The organism is Microtetraspora sp. NBRC 16547 (assembly GCF_030268965.1).
In the GTDB taxonomy this organism is placed as follows: Bacteria; Actinomycetota; Actinomycetes; order Streptosporangiales; family Streptosporangiaceae; genus Microtetraspora.
This window is the reverse complement of sequence record NZ_BSSE01000002.1, coordinates 490643-510850: the sequence shown is the minus strand read 5'-3', so window position 1 is coordinate 510850 and position 20208 is coordinate 490643. Positions and strand designations below refer to the sequence as shown.

Below are 20208 nucleotides of genomic sequence, written 5' to 3'. Positions count from 1 at the left end.
TATCCCGGACCCTCGGCCCCGATCGGCGCGTACGTGTGGAACACAGGCTGACCTGCGGTTACGGGTGGACGGGACGCGAGGACGCGGTTTTGTCGGCGGGGCTGGCTACTGTGCGGCGCGTGATCGAAAGGTGGAGCCGCGATCAGGTGCTGGCACTGGCACCCGACGCGGCGTCGCAGAAGGCCGCCACGGGCGTGAGCTCGCCCGGGAAGTGGTCCGCCCTCGGGGTGACCCCTGAGGTGCTCTGGGGCGAGTGCAAGGGAAGCGGGTCGAAGCCGTACCGCGCCTGCGTCGACCTGTCGGAGCCGGCGTACCGGTGCAGTTGCCCGAGCAGGAAGTTTCCCTGCAAGCACTCGCTCGGCCTGCTGCTGCTCTGGTCGGCCGACGGGGTGCCCGCCGCGGAGGAGCCCGCGGACTGGGTCGCCGAGTGGCTGGACCAGCGCAGGGACCGCGCGCTGAAGCAGGCGTCCCGGCTGACCGCGGCCCAGGAGGCGGCGGTTCGGGAGACCGCGGCCCAGCGGGGGGCGCCTGCCGGGACTGCGGGTCCGGACGGCCGGGCGCACGGCGATGACGGGGACGGCGCGGCCGGATCCGGCGGACCGGGGGGATCGGGCCGGCCGGATCGGCGCGCCCAGCAACGGGAGCAGCGGGTCACCGCGGGGTTGTCCGAGTTGGAGAGGTGGCTGGCCGACCAGATCGCGCAGGGCGTCGCCGGTGCCCGGCAGACCGGCCCGGCCGACTGGGACGCGATCGCCAAGCGCATGGTCGACGCGCAGGCGCCCGGAGTCGCGGGGATGTTCACCCGGCTGTCCGGCGTGCTGCGCGAGGAGGAGTGGCCGGGCCGCCTTCTCGGGGAGTACGCGCTGGTTCACCTGCTCGCCGTCGCGCACCGCCGTACGGCCGAGCTGCCTTCCGCTCTCGGCGACGTGGTCCGATCCCGGATCGGGTTCCCTCTGGCGAGGGAGACGGTTCTCGCGTCGCCCGCGGTCCGGGACCGGTGGGACGTGATCGGCAGCCGGGACGAGGAGCAGGACCGGCTGATCGCCCGCCGGGTCTGGCTGCGCGGCAGGGAGACCGGCCGGGCCGCGCTCGTGCTGTCGTTCGCCCCCGTGGGACAGGCCCTGGACGCGTCCCTGGTCAGCGGAACCACGGTGGACGCCGATCTGGCGTTCTATCCGGGGTCCGCCCCGCTCCGGGCGCTGGTAGCCCGGCGGCACGGTGCCGTCCAGGCGGGACCGCCGCCCGGCCTGAGCGCCGCCCGGATACCCGGCCTGCTGGCGGGCGTGCTGGCCGGTGATCCATGGACCGAGTCATGGCCCGTGGTGCTGTCCGGGGTCGTCCCGGCGAACGACGGCGGCTGGCTCCTCGCGGATCCCGGCCCCCTGGACTCCGGGCCCCTGGACTCCGGGCCCCTGGACTCCGGGCCCGACCTCGTCCCCGAGGTGAGCGGGCTGCGGCTCGATTCGTCGATCGGCACGCCGTGGCGGCTGCTCGCGGTGTCGGGCGGCCACCCGGTCACCGTCGCCTGCGAGTGGACGCCACGCGGATTGCGGCCGCTGACGACATGGGATGAGGAAGGCAAGGTGGTGGTGCTGTGACCACGACCCGTCATGACCGCGACTCCGCGACGGGGACCGCGGAGTGGGAGGACCTGGTGTCCGCCGCGCTGGTCGGCACCGACCGGAGGCCGTTGCCCGGCGGCCCGTCCGTCGCGCCTCCGGTCGATCTTCTGGAGCAGGCGGCCGTGCGGGTGATACGCGCGCGGGCGGGACAGCGGCCGCATAGGGGCCGGCCGCTGCCACCCGCCCCGCCCGAGACCAGGCCTCTCGTGGGCCGCGGTGCGGGCGACCGGCTGGCCCGGATCCTCGCCGGGGAGCAGGGACGCCTGCTGGCGGAGTGGCTGGAGATCGCGGCGGGGAGCGGCGTGCGGGTTCCGGCGCGGCTCGTCCCGAGGCTCCTCGACCTGGGGGCGCGGGACCAGTCGATCCGGGCGCACCTGGGCGTGCTGGCCGGGACGCGCGGCCGGTGGCTCGCCGGGCTCAACCCCGCCTGGTCCTACCTCCAGGAGGAGCCGACCGACGGGCACGCGGGGTCCGCGGACGTGTGGGAGTTCGGCACGAGCGGGGACCGCCGGGCGTTCCTGGCCGCGCTGCGCGCGACCGATCCGGCGGCGGCCAGGGAACTGCTCGTCGCGGGATGGGGCAAGGAGACGCCGGAGGACCGCGCGGCGTTCACGCAGATCCTCGCCGAGGGGCTGACGATGGCCGACGAGCCGTTCCTTGAGGACGCGCTCGACGACCGTCGCCGCGAGGTGCGGCAGGCCGCCGCCGACCTCCTCACCCGGCTGCCGGAGTCGCGGCTCGGGACGCGGATGGCCGGGCGCGCGGCACGGCTGCTCACACGGGACGGCGACCGGCTCCGCGCCACGGCGCCGCAGGCGTGCGACAGCACGATGGAGCGCGACGGGGTCCGGGCCAGGCCGCCCAGCGGGACCGGGAACCGAGGCTGGTGGCTGCAGCAGGTCATCGCCCACACGCCGCTCTCGTTCTGGACCGGGCATCTCGGCCGCTCTCCGGCGGAGATCACCGCCATGGAGGTCGGCGACTGGGCCAGGGAGGTCCGCATGGGCTGGACCCGCGCGGCGATCCTCCAGCGTGACGTCCTCTGGGCGCGGGCGCTGATCGAGGTCGAGCCGCTGACCGACCTGCTCGCGATCCTTCCCCCGGCCGAGCAGTCCCGCATGGCGGCGGAGTTCGTCCGCCGCCACCCCGTCGACGGGCAGATGATCATGATGCTCGGCGGCATTCCCCGGCCGTGGGGCGTGCCGCTGGCCAAGGCCGTACTGGAGAAGATCGCCGCCACCTCGACGGCCCAGCCGTGGAACGCGAGCGAGCTGGCGCGGCTCGCCGGGGAGCGGTTCGATCCCTCGGCGTACGAGCAGGTGGCGCGGCTGCGGGACCTTCCCGAGGTTCACGAGGTGTCCGCCACGCTCCGGTTCCGCTACGACATGGCCAGAGAGCTGGCCGCGGACGGGACCACAGAAACACGCGCGGACACACGCGCGGGCGGGCTCGCGGGTGGATCCGCGGCCGGGCTCGCGGAGAGACGGACAGACGACGGACATGGCACCGCCGCCACGGAGACCGGCGGGCCGCTAGACGAGGAGGACAAGTGACGGTTCTGCGTCCGCACGCGGAAGATCAGTACGCGGACGAGCTGGCGGTCCTGGCCAAGGACGACGACCGGCCGCGGCCGCCCGGCTGGCGGCTCTCACCGTGGGCGGTCACCACGTACCTGCTGGGCGACCCCCACCATCCCGGGGGCGTCATCACGCCGAAGTACATCGGCCCGAGAAGGATCGTCGAGGTCGCGGTCGCCACTTTGGCCACCGACAGGGCGCTGCTGCTGCTCGGGGTCCCCGGCACGGCGAAGACGTGGCTGTCGGAGCACCTCGCCGCCGCGATCAGCGGTGACTCGACCCTCCTGGTGCAGGGCACGGCCGGCACCGCGGAGGAGGCCGTCCGTTACGGCTGGAACTACGCCCGGCTGCTGTCGGAGGGGCCGTCCCGGCAGGCGCTGACCCCGAGCCCCGTCATGCGGGCGATGGCCGAGGGGCGGCTGGCCCGCGTCGAGGAGCTCACCCGCATGCCGTCCGACGTCCAGGACGCGCTGATCACCGTTCTCTCGGAGAAGACGCTCCCGATCCCGGAGTTGAACGAGGAGGTCCAGGCGGCCAAGGGCTTCAACGTCATCGCGACCGCCAACGACCGGGACCGCGGGGTCAACGAGCTGTCCAGCGCCCTGCGCAGGCGCTTCAACACGGTCGTGCTGCCCGTGCCCGCGAGCGCGGAGGAGGAGGTCGACATCGTCTCCCGCCGGGTCGCCCAACTGGGCCGCTCGCTGGAACTGCCCGAGACGCCGGCCGGTCTGGAGGAGATCCGCCGGGTCGTCACGGTGTTCCGCGAGCTGCGCTCCGGAGTGACCTCCGACGGCCGGACCAAGGTCAAGTCGCCGAGCGGCACCCTCAGCACGGCCGAGGCGATCTCGGTGGTGACCAGCGGCATCGCACTCGCCGCGCACTTCGGAGACGGAGTGCTGCGCCCCTCCGACGTGGCGGCGGGGATCGTCGGCGCGGTCGTCCAGGACCCCGTGTCGGACCGGGTGGTCTGGCAGGAATACTTGGAGGCCGTCGTGCGCGAGCGCGAGGACTGGCGCGACTTCTACCGGGCCTGCCGCGATGCGAGCTGATCTCATCCCCGCGGTGGGTGGGGCAGCCGGTGACGTGACCGGACAGCGGGCCGGGGAGAGGGCCGGGCGGAGGGCCGGGCAGTCGGGACGGCGGGTGATCGGGTGACGACCACGATCCTGGGCGTCCGGCACCACGGTCCGGGGTCCGCCCGGGCGGTGCGTTCCACTCTGGAGCGGTTGAAGCCGGACATCGTGCTCATCGAGGGGCCGCCGGAGGCGGACGCGCTGGTGCCGCTCGCCGCGGAACCGGACATGGAGCCGCCCGTCGCACTGCTCGCCCACGTGCCGGGTGATCCGTCCAAGGCCGCGTTCTGGCCGTTCGCCGTGTTCTCGCCCGAGTGGCAGGCGATCCGCTACGCGGCCGATGCCGGCGTCGAGGTGCGGTTCTGCGACCTGCCGGCGGCGCACGCCCTCGCGCTCGGCGGAGGCCGGAGCCGCGAAGCGGAGCCGACCGTCCACGTCGATCCGATCGGCGCGCTGGCGGAGGCGGCGGGTTACGACGACCCGGAGCGGTGGTGGGAGGACGCGGTCGAGCACCGGATCGAGCACGGGACGGACGGCGAGGCCGGGCACGGCTCGGTGTTCGAGGCCATCGCCGAGGCGATGGCCGCCGTCCGCGAGGGGCACACGCCGGACCCGCACGAGGCACGCCGCGAGGCGTACATGCGCAGGACGCTCCGGCAGGCGGTCAAGGACGGCTTCGGGAACATCGCCGTCGTGTGCGGCGCCTGGCACGTTCCCGCGCTCGCGACGCTTCCCAAGGCCGCCGACGACAACCGGCTGCTCAAGGGAATGCCCAAGGTCAAGGTCGAGATGACCTGGGTGCCGTGGACGCACGGGCGGCTCGCCGCGTGGAGCGGATACGGCGCGGGCGTCACCTCTCCGGGGTGGTACCACCATCTCTTCACCGCGCCGGACCGGCCGATCGAGCGATGGCTGGCGCGGGCCGCGGCGGTGCTCCGCCAGGAGGACCTGCCCGTCTCCTCCGCCCACGTCATCGAGGCCGTACGGCTCGCGCACGGCCTCGCCACGCTGCGGGACCGGCCGCTGGCCGGTCTGAGCGAGGTCGGCGAGGCGGTCCGCGCGGTCCTCTGCGAGGGAGACGAACTGCCCGCAGACCTGGTCCACCGCCGCATGGTGGTGGGGGAGCGGCTCGGTCATGTGCCCGATTCGACCCCGATGGTGCCGTTGCAGCGGCACCTGCGGGAGGAGCAGCGGCGCGTGAAGCTCAAGCCCGAGGCGCTCGAGCGGGACCACGACCTCGACCTGCGCAGGACGCTCGACCTCGACCGCAGCAGGTTGCTGCACCGGCTCCGGCTCATCGGGGTCCCGTGGGGCACGCCGCGCGAGACCAGGGGCAAGGGCACGTTCAAGGAGTCCTGGACGCTGGAGTGGCGCCCCGAGTTCGACGTGAGCCTGATCGAGGCCGCGGTCTGGGGGATCACCGTCGAGGCGGCGGCCACCGCCCGGGTGTGCGAGCTGGCCGGGAAGAGCGCCCTGGTTAACGCCTTCGGGGTTCACGGCGCGCCGGACCGAGCGGCCGGTGACGGGACGGCCGGAGATGGGACGGCCGGCGATCGGACCGCGGACCACACGCTCGATCAGGTGGTGGATCAGGCGGACGGCGCCCCGGAGGTGTCGCTCGCGGAGCTGACCACCCTGGTCGAGAAGTGTCTTCTCGCCGACCTGCCGGACGCCCTGCCGTACGTGCTGCGGGCGATCGGGGACCGGGCGGCGCTGGACAGCGACGTCGGGCACCTGATGGCGGCGCTTCCCGCGCTGGTACGGGCCCAGCGGTACGGCGATGTCCGGGGCACGCCCTCGGCCGGGCTGGCCGCGATCGTGGACTCGCTGCTGACCCGTGTCTGCGCCGGCCTCCCGATCGCGGTGACCGGCCTGGACGAGGATCCGGCCCGGCAGCTGGTGGCTCAGATCGACGCGGTCCATTCCGCGGTGGCCCTGCTGCATGACGTGCCGAGAGGAGACGGGCACCGTCACGACGGGCACGAGGCGAGGCATGGTGCTGGACACGAGGCGAGGCAGGGTGCTGGACACGAGGCGGGGCAGGGTGCTGGACACGAGGCGGGGCAGGGTGCTGGACACGAGGCGGGGCACGACGCCGCGCGTGAGGCCGGATACGAGACCGGGCGGGATTCGCCGCGCGACCGCTGGCTCGCGACATTGCGAAGCCTCGCGAACAGGAGCGACCTGCCCGGGGTGATCGAGGGCCGCCTCGTGCGCATCCTGTTCGACGCGCAGTTGGCGGACGATGTCCAGATCCGCATGTCACGGGCGATGTCGCTCGGCCATCCGCCCGCCCGGGCCGCCGCGTGGATCGAGGGCTTCCTGTCTGGGGGAGGGCTGCTGCTGGTCCACGACTCGCGGCTCCTCGCGGCCGTGGACGGCTGGCTGACCGGCCTGTCCCCGGAGGCGTTCGTGGACGTGCTCCCGCTGCTGCGACGCACGTTCGGCGCCTTCGCCGCGCCGGAACGCCGCTCGATCGGCGAGCGGGTGAGAGCCGGTGCGTCCGACGTCCGCGGCTCCGGCGGCCGAACCGGCGACGGAACCGGCGACGGGGCGGATCTCGACGACGAGCGGGCGGCGCCGGCCGTCCGGACCGTGCTGGAAATCCTGGGGAGGCTGTGATGGAGGAGCGGTTGCGCCGCTGGCGGCTGGTTCTCGGCGGTGGCGCCGACGGCACCGGTTGTGCGCTCGGCGGCGCGGACGCCGGCATGGACGCGGCGCTGGGCGCGCTCTACGACGCGGGTCCTGGCACCGGACGCGGTGACGGCGGGCAGCGCGGCGCGGGCCTCGGCGCGTCCGCGCCCAAGGTGGCCCGCTGGCTGGGAGATATCCGCGCCTACTTCCCCTCGACGGTCGTCCAGGTGATGCAGAAGGACGCGATCGAGCGGCTCAACCTGAGCCGGCTCCTGCTGGAGCCCGAGATGCTGGAGGCGATCGAGCCCGACGTCCACCTGGTCGGAACGCTGCTCTCGCTGAACCGGGTCATGCCGGAGAGGGCGCGCGAGTCGGCCCGCGCCGTGGTCCGCAAGGTCGTCGCCGAGCTGGAGGCCAAGCTCGCGCAGCGGACCAGGGCGGCCGTCACCGGGGCGCTCGACCGCTCGGCCAGGACGCACCGGCCGCGGCGGGTCGCCGACATCGACTGGGACCGCACCATCCGGGCGAACCTGAAGAACTACCTGCCCGAGCGGAACACGGTCGTGCCGTCCCGTCTGGTGGGCTACGCCCGTAGGCAGCAGGCCGTCCAGCGGGAGGTCGTGCTGTGCATCGACCAGAGCGGGTCGATGGCGGCGTCGGTCGTCTACTCCAGCGTCTTCGGCGCGGTCCTGGCGTCGATGCGGTCGCTGCGGACCAGCCTCGTGGTGTTCGACACCGCGGTCGTCGATCTCACCGACCAGCTCCACGACCCGGTGGAACTGCTGTTCGGCACCCAGCTCGGCGGCGGCACGGACATCAACCGGGCGATCGCCTACGGCCAGGGGCTGATCACCCGGCCGACGGATTCGATCTTCATCCTGATCAGTGACCTCTACGAGGGCGGCGTCCGCGAGGAGATGCTCCGCCGGGTGGCCGCGATGACGGCCGCCGGGGTGCAGGTGATCGTGCTGCTGGCCCTCTCGGACGAGGGTGCCCCGTCCTACGACCACGACAACGCGGCGGCGCTCGCGGCGCTCGGGGTTCCAGCGTTCGCCTGCACGCCGGACGCGTTCCCCGGCTTGATGGCGGCCGCGATCGAGCGCCGGGACATCACGCAGTGGGTCGAGCGCAACATCTCCGTCGAACGCAATACGACCTAGGTCCAATGGCCGATTACGGACACGATGTGGTGATCTGTAACGTCCGTAGCGTGAATTCGGTAATGACGGCACCGCCGGTTTTCTCGCAGCGTTATCGGGCCTTGGGCGTCGGCATGGTCGCCATCATGGTGCTGATCGCGTTCGAGTACCTCGCGGTCGCCACGGCGATGCCCGTCGTCGCCGAACGGCTCCACGGGATGTCCCTGTACGGCCTCGCCTTCAACGCGAGCCTGGTCGCGAGCGTGATCGCGACCCTGGTGGGCGGGAGGTGGAGCGACACGCGCGGCCCGGTGGCGCCGCTGTGGACCGGCCTCGCCGGCTTCATCGGCGGCCTGCTCCTTGCCGGCACCGCGCACACCATGGACGTCTTCGTCGCGGGGCGGTTCCTCCAGGGGCTCGGTGGCGGCCTTTTCTCGGTCGCGATGTACGTGCTGATCGACAAGGTGTATCCCCCCGAGCTGCATCCGAAGGTGTTCTCGCTGCTCTCGGCGGCGTGGGTGGTCCCCTCGCTGGTCGGACCGGCGATCACCGGCCTGGTGGTGGAGCACGCCGGCTGGCGTTGGGTGTTCCTCGGTGTTCCGCTGCTCGCCACCCCCGCCGCCGCCTTCCTGTGGCGCGGGCTCGCGGATCATCGCCGGTCGGCGCGGCCCGAGGCCTCCGAGTCCGCGTCCGAGAGCCTGCCCACGCCCCCGGCCGCTTCCCGCGGGTTCGCGACGAAGCTGGCGTGGGGTGTCGTGGTGGCCACCGGAGCGGCGCTCATGCAGTACGGCAGCGGGGCCGGGGTCGTCCCGCTGCTGGTCGCCGGGCTGATCGTGCTCGCGATCGCGCTGCCCCGGCTGCTGCCCAAGGGGACGCTGCGGGCCGCCCGCGGCGTCCCGGCCGTCGTCGCCCTCCGCGGCCTGGCCGCGGGCGCGTTCTTCGCGGCCGAGGTTTTCGTGCCGCTCCTGCTGCACAGCGAGCGCGGCCTGAGCCCCTCGCAGGCCGGTCTCGCCCTCACCGGCGGCGCGCTCTTCTGGTCGACCGGATCGTGGATCCAGGGGCGCAGGCCGCACAACCGCGCGCTGATCCTGCGGACGGGCACCTCCCTGATCGCGACGGCGATCCTGCTGACCGCGCTGACGGTGTTCCCGTCCGTTCCGGTGCTCGTCGGGTTCTTCGGGTGGTGCGTGGGCGGGCTGGGCATGGGCCTGACCTACCCGACGCTCTCCGTTCTGATCCTGGAGTTGTCGGCTCCCGCCGAGAAGGGCGCCAACAGCGCCTCGCTCGCCATCGGCGAGTCGATCTACTCCGTCGTCGCCGTCGCGGTCACCGGGGCGATCTCCGCCGCCCTGGCGCGGTCGGCGGCCAGCTATCTGCTGTGCTTCGGCCTGCTCGCCCTTATGGCCGGCACCGCGGCCCTCGTCTCCGGACGTTTTGAGCACCGCCGCGCAGCGGGCACCATGGAGGTCTAACGGAGGAGGGTGTCACTTGCCGCGTGTCCGGGAGCTCGAACTCTTCAGGCTGACCCTGCCCTACGGCAGGCGGCCAGAGAGCGTCCTGGTGAGGATCACCGACTACGGCGGGATGGTCGGCTGGGGCGAGGCCGTCCTGCCACCGGCGGGGCGGCCCGGCGAGCGGCGCGACGAGCAGGAGCACGGGCACGAGAAGCTGTGGGCCTCCCTTGAGGAGTCCCTCCCCGCCGCGTTGCTCGGGGTGGACTGGGAGCACCCCTCCGAGCTGGGGCGGATTCCCGGAGGCTCGGCCGCCGACATGGCGTGCTGGGACCTGTGGGCCCGGATGAAGGGCGTCCCGCTGTCCCACGCCCTCGGCGGCAACCGCACCTCCCTCATGGCGACCGTTCGGCTGGGCGCGGAGCGCTCGCTCGAGAGCATGGTGGCCCGGGTGAACCGGCATGTCTGCGCCGGATACGCGCACGTGACGATGGACGTCCACCCCGGATGGGATGTCGAGCCGCTGCGCGCGGTCCGCGCCGCGTACCCCGGCCTGGCGATCGCCGTGGACGGGCACGGCGCGTACACGGAGATCTCCCAACTCGAAGCCCTTGACGCCTACGGCCTCGTGGCGATCGAGCGGCCGCTCACCGACCTGGTGGTGAGCGCCGAGCTCCAGGATCGGATCTCGGCGGCCGTCGTGGTCGAGGCGCGCTCGATCGAGGCGCTGGACGAAGCCGTCGCCGCGCGCGCGGGCCGGGCGCTGCTGCTGCGTCCCGCGCGGTTCGGCTCGCTGTCCGCCGTACGGCTCGCGCACGACACGGCCGTGGCCGCCGGATGGGACGTCACCTGCGCGGGCGGGCTCGGGGTCGGCCTGGCGCGGGCGGCCACGGTGGCGGTGGCGAGCCTGCCCGGGTGCACCCTGCCGAGCGACGTCGCGGAGCCGCCGCGCAGCGCCCAGATCGTCACGCCGCCGGTCGGCGCGTCCGGGGGGGTCGTCGCGGTGCCGCTCACCCAGCCGGGGCTCGGGCACACGATCGACGAGGAGAAGGTCCGCCGCATGGCCAAGGACACCTTCCGCGTCTGAGGGGTTCGCTTGTTTCGCCCGCACAGTGTGGTGCGGGAGGGGCAGGCCGCCGTCACGAAGCCCAGGGAAGGGAAACGCCCAGGTCGTGTGCCCGCCGTAGCGGGCAGACGCGTCGTAGGCGTGCCGCAGGTAGTGCCCGGGGAAGTTCCGGCCAAGTTGCAAAGAGGCTTTGCAAAGAGCGTTTGCGAGCGATACGGTGCTCTTGTGGATCTCGTCCCAGAGGAGATAACCGATGTCGAAGCGCTGAAGCTCCTGGCGCATCCCATGCGACAGCGGATCGAGCGGCAGTTGCGCAACGGTCCGGCCAATTCCGCGACTCTCGCCCGAGCACTGGGCGAGAGCACCGGCCTGACCAGTTATCACCTGCGCCAGATGGCGAAGCACGGCTTCATCGAAGAGGTGCCCGAGCTGTCGAGGGGACGGGAACGCTGGTGGCGCCAGGTGCCCGCTGATCGCAGGATCCCGCCCTACAGCCGGCAGACGCCGGAGATGCGGGTGGCGGTCGAGGAGATGAACCGGCTCGACTTCGCCGAGGAACTCGAACAGTTCAGCCGCTTCCAGCTCGAACGCGACGACCTCGGGGAATGGGCGGACGCCCTGGCATGGTCGCGCTCGGCGATGCGCCTCACCGTCGACGAACTCAAAGAGTTCCTCGAGGAGTACGTGAAACTGCTCTACCGCTACAAAAGGCCGGACGAGGCGACGCCGCCCGGAGCGCGCGTCGTGCTCGCCCGGATGCTCGCGTTCCCCGCCCCCACATCCGCCGACGACGGCGAATGATCTGGGCCGCCGGGTGGCAGCCCGACGGCCCAGAGACGAAATCCGCATCACCACGCCCCGCGAAGGGCGTGTCTTCACGTGCACAGATTTCCCATAGAAAGGAGAGCACCTCGTGCTGCTCTCACGCAAACGCTGGACGTGGTCGCTGTTGCCCGTCCTGCTCGCGATCGCCTTGTGCGCCGTACCCGTGCCCGCACACGCACACGCCGACGCGCTGGTCACCAGCGATGTCACCTTCACCGGGGACGGCGGCGTGACCTTGCACGGGACGGTCGTGGCGCCGAAGACGGCGAGAGGCCGCAGGCCCGGCATCGTCATGGTGCACGGCGCCGGGCCGGTCACCCGGGAGGAATACCGGGACGAGGCCGAGGCCTACGCCAAGCGGGGCATTGTGACCCTGATATACGACAAGCGCACCGTCGGCTACTCCACGCTGCGGCGGAACTACGAGACGCTCGCAGGTGACGCGCTCGCGGCGGTGCGCACACTGCGGGCCCGCGCCGACGTGAACCCGGCGATGGTCGGCATCTGGGGACTGTCCGAGGGGGCGTGGGTGGCGCCGATCGCGGCCGCCCGATCGTCGGACGTGACCTTCCTCATCGTCGCCGGAGCGGTCGGAACGACGCCCGCCAGGCAGCAGGCATGGGCGTACGGCGAGCGGCTCCGGCACGCGGGCGTGCACGGGTCGCTGACGCTCATGCTGCAGGAGCGCGCCATCAGGTTCGGGATCGGGAGCGGCCTGTTCGGCGAAGAGGACCGCGACCCCATGCGGAGCTGGGAAAACGTCCACCAGCCGGTTCTTGCGCTGTGGGGAACTTTCGACCGGGAAGCGATGCCGGCTGAGAGCTCCCAGATCATCCGGCAGGGCCTGGAACGCGGCGGCAACACCCACTACACCATCCACTTCGTCGCCGGAGCCCGCCACAACCTCAACCGCACGTTCGACGACGGCTTCGACCGTCCCGACAGCCTCGCGGCCGACTATGCCAAATTCGAGGCCGCCTGGATCACGAGCCTGAGCGACGGTCCACCGGAGGCCGTCGCGGATCAGCCGCCGTCCCAGGATCAGCTGAGCCGTCCCGTGGACGGACCGTTCGCCTGGTACGAGTCGCCCTGGCTGCAGCTCGCGGCCTTCACGATCTTGCTGGGCGCCTCCCTCGGCTACGCGCTGGCGGCGATCATCAGGCGGCTGCGGCGACGCCGCGGCGCGCCTCCAGCCTCACGACCGGCTCGCTGGCTCGTCATCGCCATCACGGCCTCCACGCTCGGCTTCCTCGGCTACTTCTGCGTCCTGGTGCTCACCGGCGCCTATCTGATCGGGCCCGTGGTCCTCGGCCGCTCTCTGCCCTGGCTGGTGCTTCAGCTTCTCGCCGTGGCCGTGGTCGCCGCAGCGGCCGCCACGGTCGTCGCCACCTGGCGCCACCGCCGCGAGCTGTCCCCCGGAAACCGGATACGGCTGGGCATGGTCCTGGCCGCGGCCGCGGTGTTCGTGCCGTGGGCGGCCTACTGGGGCGTGCTCCTTCCCTGAGAACCGGTGGGGCCCCTCAAGATCGTGATAGCGGGTTTGCGGACCGCGACGACGCGGCCGCGCGCGATCTGGCCGAGAGACCGGCCCCTGAGACCGAGCCCGAGACGGGCCTGAAGCAGGGCGGTCAGACGGCGGTGCATCCTTGGCCGATCGGGCTCGGCGCGCCCGGAGTGGCCAGCGCGTGCCTGGCACCCCGCCGCTTGGGAGCGGAGGACTTCGCGATCGCGTTCGCGGTGAGGAGCCGGATCTGCGCCCAGTCGGGGACGCTCGTGCTGATCAGCGGCGGCATGAACTGCACGCTGGTGACGCGGGCGTTCTTGGCCTCCACGGCCAGTGGCACGATCTCCTCCAGCATCGACCGCGGGATGTCGGTGCGGAGGATCTTGCGGGTGGCCGCGGCGATCTTGGTGAACCGGGCGAGCACGGTCGCGGGATCCATCTGATTGAGCAGCGCGCTGAACACGCACCGCTGGCGGCGCATCCGGGTGAAGTCGTCGCTGTTGGTGCGGGACCGCGCGAACCACAGCGCGTCGGCTCCGTTCAGCTTGCGGGTGCCCGCCTTGATCAGGCCCTCGTCGTACTTTCCGTACACGATGTCGCTGTCCACCGTGAGGACGAGGCCGCCCAGAGCGTCGACGATCTTGGCGAAGCCCCAGATGTTGACCAGCGTGTACCAGTCGATCCGGATGCCGAGGATGTAGCCGACCGTCTCCTTCAGCGTCTCGGCCCCCATGTGCCGGCGCCCGCCGAAGAGCTCGGGGTGGTCCTCGGCGTACTGCCAGACGCCGAACAGGAGGTCGTCCCGCCAGCCGGGGCGGTACTCCGGGAGCGTGAACCCGGTGGGAAAGCGGCGCGCCATGGGACTGCCCGGCGGGAACGGGACGTGCTCCAGGTTCCTCGGCAGGCCGAGCAGCACCGTGTTGCCGGTGTGGACGTCCACGCTGGCGACGTTCAGGCTGTCGGTCCGCATCCCGGTCCTGTCGTTGCCCCAGTCGCCTCCCAGCAGCAGCACGTTGATCCGGTCCCGGCCGCCCCACGGATCGCTGGCGGCGAGCCGCCCGCCCGGGACCACGGGGGCCAGGGGGCCGGCCGACGCGGCGAACACCTTGTCGATGGTCCGCTCGGACTCCGCCACGTACTGCGCGGCGACCGCGAAGGGGAGCGCGACGGCGACCGACAGCCCACCGGCGATCAGCCCGGTGACCACCTGCGCGGCCCTCGGGAGGCCCTGCGGTCGCAGCACCACGAACGAGTGGATCACCAGCGCGAACCAGAGGACGCCCGCGAGCGCGGTGGCCGTCATGATCAGGCCGAGCCAGTTGAGCGCCCGGCCGGCCAGGTGGGCGTCCGCGTTCAGCGCGACCAGACCCAGGGCGACCAAGATCACCCCGTACGCGCCGAGCAGCGCAAATCCGGTGCGCCGCCATCCGGCGCGGAGATGCGCGGCGCCCGGCAGCACGACGGACAGCGCCGTCCAGCCGATCAGCGCCGCCGCGCCGACGGGCTTTCGCGCGTGTACCGGCTCGCAGTCAGATATCGGACGAGCGAAGGGCACGTACTCACCCCAAGGAACGTATCCGCACAGAACTGAATAGAGTTCGGCTCATGGCTTTCGACGAGATCGAGAACCGCGCGGTCAGGAATGTGGCCGTGATCACACTGGCCCGGAGAGGCCCGTACCGCACCGGTGCCCCCGCGAGCCGTGGCGAGTTGATACTGGTATTTGACCTGGTCAATGCCCATCGCGCCTGTCCAGACCAGGCCCCTTACCGGTCGGGGCAGGTGGGTTTGCGACCCGAGAGGGTCGGCGTCCCATCCCGGCCGGTTCACCCTCTGGAGCTGCCGTGATCGCCGTCCCCGACATCCTCGGAGCCGGCTACGAGGCCGTCGTCCTGCCGATGGGCCGCGACGCCGAGGGCGAGGTCGTCGCCACGCTCGTACGGCGCCGCGTGGCCGGGTCCCGGCGGGCCATCCTCTACATCCACGGCTTCACCGACTACTTCTTCCAGACCCACGTGGCCGACCACTACATCGCCCAGGGCGTCAGCTTCTACGCCCTGGACCTGCGCAAGTACGGCCGGTCCCTGCTGGAGCACCAGACGAGGGGCCTGATCGGCAGCGTCACCGAGCACTTCCCCGAGATCGACGAGGCCGTCCGGATCATCCGTGCGGACCACGACGAGCTCACGATCAGCGCGCACTCGACCGGCGGCCTCATCGCGGCCCTGTGGGCCGACCGCGTGCGTGGCCGGGGGCTCGTGGACGCCCTCGTCCTCAACAGCCCCTTCCTCGACCTCAACGTGCCCGCCCTGGTCAGGGGGGCCGCCGACGTGCTCGGGGGCGTCCTGGCCCGGCTGCCCGCGACGGCCGTCCTGCCCCTCGGCATCGCCACCGCGTACGGCGCGAGCCTGCACCGCGACCACAGCGGGGAGTGGGAGTACGACCTGGAGTGGAAGCCGCTGGCGGGCTTCCCGGTGCACGCGGTGTGGCTGGCGGCGATCCGCCGGGCGCACCGGCGACTGCACGCCGGCCTCCGGGTCGACGTCCCCGTGCTGGTGCTGTGCTCGGACCGCAGCCTGCGGGTGCGGGACTTCGTCCCCGAGGCGCACGCGGCCGACGTGGTCCTCGACGCCGAGCACATCGCCCGGTGGTCGACCAGGATCGGGCCGCACGTGACCTGCGTGCGGATCCCGGGCGGGATGCACGATCTGCTGCTGTCGGCCGAGCCGGTGCGCAAGCAGGTGCTCGCCGAGATCGACCGCTGGCTGGCCTACGTCCGCCCCGATCCGCGGCCGGACCGGGACCCCACCTAGTCGTCCGTTGATCGCTGGGGGGCGGGATCCCCGCCCCCCATACCGTGGCCCGTCGCCGTCAACCGTGCGGCCGACCACGTTCTCAGGCGATACGGCGGCCTTCCTTGATCACCGCGGTGATCCGTGAGGAGTTGATGACGACGTCCAGGTCGGCGCGCGGGTCGGCGGGCAGCAGCAGCAGGTCGGCGTACGCTCCCTCGGCCACTGTGCCGATCTTCGACTCCATGCCGACGAGGCGGGCCGCGACGCTGGTGGCGCTGCGCAGGATGGTGTCGGCGTCGACCCCGACGTCGCGCATGTAGCCCAGCTCGTCGGCGCTGCGCCCGAACGGCGTCATCGGTTCGGCGAAGCAGTCGGAGCCCATCGCGACGCGTACGCCGTGCCGTACGGCGGTGGCGAGGCTCTCCTCGGCCTTCGCCAGCAGCCGCTTGGCGTCGTCACGCTGGTCGGCGGTGATTTCGGGGCCGCTCCACCGGGCGTAGCGCTGCAGCACCGACAGCGTGCTGACCAGCGTGACGTCCCGCTCCCGCATCGCCTCGCATACGTCGTTGTCAAGCTGGAAGCCGTGCTCGATCGCGTCGACACCGGCCTCGACGGCGGCGTACGTCGCGGCCAGAGACTCGCAGTGAGCGCCAACTGGCAGGTCGATGGCGTGCGCCTCCTCCACGATCGCGGCCAGCTCGTCCGGGCCGAAGTGCATGTGCTCGGGGCTGTCGCGTTCGGACAGGACTCCGCCGCTGGCCCAGACCTTCACCCAGCGTCCGCCCTCGCGGGACACGGTCCGTACGGCCTTGCGCAGGTTGTTCGGGCCGTCCACGACCAGCGCCATGAACGGCTGCTCCCGCACCCAGGACACCGGTAGCGTGTGACAGTCGCCGTGCCCGCCGGTGCGAGACAGGCCGAGGTAGGCGGGCACCACACGGGGGCCCTCGATCTCGCCGGCGTCGATGACCTGCCGCAGGCTGGGACCGAGCGGGCCGCCGGCCTCGCGTACGGTGGTGAAGCCGGAACGAAGGATCTTGCCAATGTCGGCGACGGAACGCAGCGCGTTGGGCAGGCGCGGGTCCACCACCCAGTGCACCGGGTGCGGGGTGCGGGCGCCCCACAGGTGGACGTGGGAGTCGATCATGCCGGGCATGACCCAGCCGCCCTGGCCGTCCAGGACGCCGGGAACGTCGGGAGACAGCGGGCCGATCGCGGAGACGCGGCCGCCGAACACGCTGACTCCGGTGTCACGGACAACGTGGCCGTCACCGGTCCAGATATTGACGTTGGCGATGCCGTTGATGGCGCTCATGATTTCGGGGGTTCTCCTTACAGGCTCAGAGTCCGGCGCAGACCGGTGCCGGCCACGGGCACGCCGTCGCGCAGAACCAGGGTGATCTTGTCGGCGCCGACCACGGTGTTCAGGTCGTCCAAGGGGCTGGTGCGGCCGGTGACGATCAGGTCGGCGATCTTGCCGACGGTGACGCTGCCGAGCTGCTTCTCCTTGCCCATCACCTTGGCACCGTTGATCGTGGCCGCCTCCAGGCACGCGACGGCGGGCAGTCCGGCCTCGTGCAGCGCGAGCAGTTCCTCGGCGTTGGCGCCGAACGGGGTGAGCGGTTCGGCGAAACTGTCGGAGCCGATCGCCACCGTCACTCCGCTGCGGTAGGCGAGCAGCGCGCTGGCGTGGACCGACGGCAGGAGCTCGCGGGCCAGGTCGACCTGAGCCTGGGTAATCTCCGGTCCGTCCCAGCGCAGGTAGCGATGGAGCAACGCCATGGTGCTGACGACGGGCACCTGCCGCTTGGCCATCAGCAGGCACGTCTCCTCGTCGAGAATGAATCCATGCTCGATTACGTCGACGCCGGCGAGCACGCACGCCTTGATCGCGCTCGGGAACTCCACGTGCGCGCCGACCGTCATGCCCAGCGCGTGCGCCTCGCGACAGATGACCTCGAGCTCCTCGACGCTGAAGTGCAGGTGCTCGGGGGAGTCGTTGTCCGACAGGGCGATGGCGCCGCTGGCCCAGATCTTCACCCACTCGCCGCCGTCGCGGGCCGCGGCCCGCACCGCGGTACGTACCTCGTCGGCGCCGTCGGCGATCCTGGCCATGTATGGCTGCTCGGTGACCCAGGAGATCGGCAGGCTGTGGCAGTCGCCGTGCCCGCCGGTGCGGGAGATGCCGAGGTGGGCCGGGAAGACGCGAGGACCGGTGATCTCTCCTTCGTTGATCGCGTCGCGCAGGCCAGGCCCGAGCGGGCCGCCGGCCTCGCGGACAGTGGTGAACCCGGCTTCGAGGATCCTGCGCAGGTCGCCCACGGCCCGGAACCACGACAGCGGCGACTGCCCGACCACCCAGTGCACGGGGTTGGAGGAGCGAGCGCCCCACGAGTGCATATGGCTGTCGATCATGCCGGGTATTACCCAGCGGCCGTCGCAGTCGATCACGGTCTCGGCTGCGCCGCCCGTGCCCGCGGGCACGATGTCGGCGATCAGTCCGCCTTCCACCAGGATGTCGGCGCCGTCGAGGGGTTCCGGAAGGTCGGGCGACCACAGGACGGCATTGGTCAGTTTGGTCTGAGCAGTCAAGGATGGCTCCGTTCGGTCGTGGGTGTCTCTTCGGGTACGGCACTGCCATGTCTGGGATTCCAGGTCATCCAGGCGGGCTCGCCGGGGCGCCAGTCGGCGGGGTCGTCCACCGGCTGCGCCACCGCGCCCTCGGCGCCGTCCGGCAGGCGGATGGCGATCCGGCGCGTGTTGCCGAGGTAGGTCACGTCGGTGATCTCGACCGGGACGGCGTTCGCACCGGGGGGCGCGTCACCGTCGCGCCTGGCCAGGGCGAGCGACTCCGGGCGGAGCACCAGAGCGATCCGGTCGTGCGCGCCTGGTGCGGCCTCCTTGGGCATCTCCAGGCGGATCCCGCCGTAGGTGACGCTCCCCTCGCCGCTCGGCACGCATTCGCGCAGGACGGTGGACTCGCCCAGGAAGCGGGCCACGAACAGCGAATTCGGAGTGCGGTACAGCTCCGCGGGCGTGCCCACCTGACGCAGCCGCCCCCCGTCGAAGAGGGCGATGCGGTCGGCCATTGACAGGGCTTCGTCCTGATCGTGCGTCACGCAGACGAAGGTGATGCCGAGCTCCCTGTGCAAGCGCTTGAGTTCGCGCTGCAACCACTCGCGCAACTGCCGGTCCAACGCGCCGAGCGGCTCGTCGAGCAGCAGTACGCGCGGCCGGTAGACCAGCGCTCTGGCCAGGGCGACCCGCTGCTGCTGGCCTCCGGACAGCTCGGCGGGTCTGCGGCCCTCCAGGCCCTCCAGCCGTACCAGTTCCAGGGCCTGCTGGACGAGGCGGTCCGTTTCCGCACGGCCGACTCCACGACGGCGCAGCGGGTAGGCGATGTTCCGCGCCACCGTCATGTGCGGGAACAGGGCGTAGTGCTGGAAAACGAAGCCCAGGTCACGGCGGTTGGCGGGCAAGGCGGCGACGTCGACTCCGTCGACCAGGACGCGGCCCGAGGTGATCGGGGTGAACCCCGCGATCATGTTCAGCGTGGTGGTCTTGCCCGAGCCGCTGGGCCCGAGGAAGGCGACGAACTCGCCCGCCTCCACCTCCAGGGTCACCTCGTCCACGGCGGCGTTCTTCTGGCCGCCGAAGCGTTTGACGAGCCGGTCGAGCCGCAGCGATGCGCCTCGCGCTTCCATTGGGGTCACGGGACACTCACCTTCTTGAGCTTCTTGCTGCGGATCAGCGACGGGAGCAGGAGCACCGCGGTGGTGACCGCGAGGATGAGCGTGGCGGCTGCCGCGATGGTGGGGTCGACGTCGACGGTGATGCTGTCGTACATCTGCACCGGGAGCGTCCGAAGCAGCGGGGTCTGCAGGTACAGGGCGATGACCACGTCGTCCAGCGAGATCACGAACGCGAACACCGCGCCGCTCACGATGCCGCGCGCCAGCAGTGGCAGGGTCACCGTTCGGAACCGGGTCCACGGGCCCGCGCCCAGGCTGGACGCGGCCAGATCGAGTGACCGGTCGTAGTCGCTCAGCGCGGCGCGCACGGTGACCACCACGTACGGCATCGCCAGCATGGTGTGCGCGGCGACGAAGCCGGCCATCGTGCCGTTGAGCTGCCAGCGCAGGTAGACCGCGAGAACCGCGACCGCGGTGACGATCTGCGGCATGATCAACGGGCTGAGCAGCAGTCCGCTGAGCAAGGCGGCCGCCCGGCCGCGCAGCCGGGCCAGACCGTAGGCGGCGGCCGTTCCAAGCGCGGTCGCCGTCACAGTGGTTAGCAGGGCCACCCGCAGCGAGGCCGACAGCGCATCACGCCAGCGGGGGTTGGTGAAGAACTCCTCGTACCAACGCAGCGACCAGCTCTTCGGCGGCATCACGAAGGATGCCTCCCCCGCGAAGCTCAGCGGCACGACCACCAGCGTCGGCGCGAGCAGCAGCAGCGCGGTGGCCGCGGCCCACACCCACAGCCAGGTCGCCGGGCGATTGATGTCACGTTCCATCCGACC

15 protein-coding genes are annotated in these 20208 nt (G+C 71.9%); 10 read left to right on the top strand and 5 right to left on the bottom strand.

Annotated elements, in window-relative coordinates; translation table 11 throughout:
* Positions 1-119: 119 nt before the first annotated feature.
* The 9 genes from QSK17_RS04960 (at position 120) to QSK17_RS04920 (ending at position 12891) form a co-directional block, all read left to right on the top strand.
* On the top strand, positions 120-1598 hold the full coding sequence (locus QSK17_RS04960; protein ID WP_285703183.1) for an SWIM zinc finger family protein: 1479 nt from the start codon (positions 120-122) through the stop codon (positions 1596-1598).
* A complete protein-coding gene (locus QSK17_RS04955) occupies positions 1595-3175 on the top strand; it encodes a DUF5691 domain-containing protein (protein WP_285703182.1) in 1581 nt (526 codons plus the stop codon). The genes QSK17_RS04960 and QSK17_RS04955 overlap by 4 nt, the downstream gene beginning before the upstream one ends.
* Entirely contained in the window at positions 3172-4248 is a 1077-nt protein-coding gene (locus QSK17_RS04950) for an ATP-binding protein (RefSeq protein ID WP_285703181.1), read from the top strand. The genes QSK17_RS04955 and QSK17_RS04950 overlap by 4 nt, the downstream gene beginning before the upstream one ends.
* A gap of 102 nt (positions 4249-4350) precedes the next feature.
* A complete protein-coding gene (locus QSK17_RS04945) occupies positions 4351-6894 on the top strand; it encodes a DUF5682 family protein (protein WP_285703180.1) in 2544 nt (847 codons plus the stop codon).
* The gene (locus tag QSK17_RS04940) at positions 6894-8066 is read left to right on the top strand and encodes a VWA domain-containing protein (protein ID WP_285703179.1); all 1173 of its coding nucleotides are present in this window, start codon (positions 6894-6896) and stop codon (positions 8064-8066) included. The genes QSK17_RS04945 and QSK17_RS04940 overlap by 1 nt, the downstream gene beginning before the upstream one ends.
* 50 nt (positions 8067-8116) lie before the next feature.
* Positions 8117-9517, top strand: a complete 1401-nt coding sequence (locus QSK17_RS04935; protein WP_285703178.1) for an MFS transporter — start codon at positions 8117-8119, stop codon at positions 9515-9517.
* Positions 9518-9533: 16 nt separating this feature from the next.
* Complete coding sequence (locus QSK17_RS04930) at positions 9534-10583, top strand: enolase C-terminal domain-like protein (protein WP_285703177.1); 1050 nt, start codon at positions 9534-9536, stop codon at positions 10581-10583.
* Between the two features lie 204 nt (positions 10584-10787).
* Entirely contained in the window at positions 10788-11363 is a 576-nt protein-coding gene (locus QSK17_RS04925; RefSeq protein ID WP_285703176.1) for a helix-turn-helix domain-containing protein, read from the top strand.
* A gap of 112 nt (positions 11364-11475) precedes the next feature.
* Entirely contained in the window at positions 11476-12891 is a 1416-nt protein-coding gene (locus QSK17_RS04920) for an alpha/beta hydrolase family protein (protein ID WP_285703175.1), read from the top strand.
* Between the two features lie 124 nt (positions 12892-13015).
* Here the strand turns inward: QSK17_RS04920 and QSK17_RS04915 are convergent, their stop codons facing one another.
* Positions 13016-14446 carry an LCP family protein gene (locus QSK17_RS04915; protein WP_285703174.1) on the bottom strand — a complete coding sequence of 477 codons (1431 nt, stop codon included), beginning with the start codon at positions 14444-14446 and terminating at the stop codon, positions 13016-13018.
* Between the two features lie 289 nt (positions 14447-14735).
* Between QSK17_RS04915 and QSK17_RS04910 the strand changes: the two genes are divergently transcribed.
* A complete protein-coding gene (locus QSK17_RS04910; protein ID WP_285703173.1) occupies positions 14736-15704 on the top strand; it encodes an alpha/beta hydrolase in 969 nt (322 codons plus the stop codon).
* A gap of 82 nt (positions 15705-15786) precedes the next feature.
* Here QSK17_RS04910 and QSK17_RS04905 read toward each other — a convergent pair whose 3' ends face one another.
* Genes QSK17_RS04905 through QSK17_RS04890 form a run of 4 tightly spaced genes read right to left on the bottom strand, consistent with a single transcriptional unit; the run spans position 15787 to position 20202 of the window.
* Entirely contained in the window at positions 15787-17001 is a 1215-nt protein-coding gene (locus QSK17_RS04905) for a metal-dependent hydrolase family protein (RefSeq protein WP_285703172.1), read from the bottom strand.
* Positions 17002-17018: 17 nt separating this feature from the next.
* Positions 17019-18278, bottom strand: a complete 1260-nt coding sequence (locus QSK17_RS04900; protein WP_285703170.1) for a metal-dependent hydrolase family protein — start codon at positions 18276-18278, stop codon at positions 17019-17021.
* Complete coding sequence (locus QSK17_RS04895) at positions 18275-19390, bottom strand: ABC transporter ATP-binding protein (RefSeq protein WP_285703261.1); 1116 nt, start codon at positions 19388-19390, stop codon at positions 18275-18277. The genes QSK17_RS04900 and QSK17_RS04895 overlap by 4 nt, the downstream gene beginning before the upstream one ends.
* A 5-nt stretch (positions 19391-19395) precedes the next feature.
* The gene (locus QSK17_RS04890) at positions 19396-20202 is read right to left on the bottom strand and encodes an ABC transporter permease (protein WP_285703169.1); all 807 of its coding nucleotides are present in this window, start codon (positions 20200-20202) and stop codon (positions 19396-19398) included.
* Between the last annotated feature and the right edge of the window lie 6 nt (positions 20203-20208).

Bases quoted from the DNA above. Each gene is read 5' to 3' on its own strand.
- QSK17_RS04940 (WP_285703179.1), top strand. From the start codon at position 6,894: ATGGAGGAGCGGTTGCGCCGCTGGCGGCTGGTTCTCGGCGGTGGCGCC.
- QSK17_RS04905 (WP_285703172.1), bottom strand. From the start codon at position 17,001: ATGAGCGCCATCAACGGCATCGCCAACGTCAATATCTGGACCGGTGAC.
- QSK17_RS04895 (WP_285703261.1), bottom strand. From the start codon at position 19,390: ATGGAAGCGCGAGGCGCATCGCTGCGGCTCGACCGGCTCGTCAAACGC.
- QSK17_RS04890 (WP_285703169.1), bottom strand. From the start codon at position 20,202: ATGGAACGTGACATCAATCGCCCGGCGACCTGGCTGTGGGTGTGGGCC.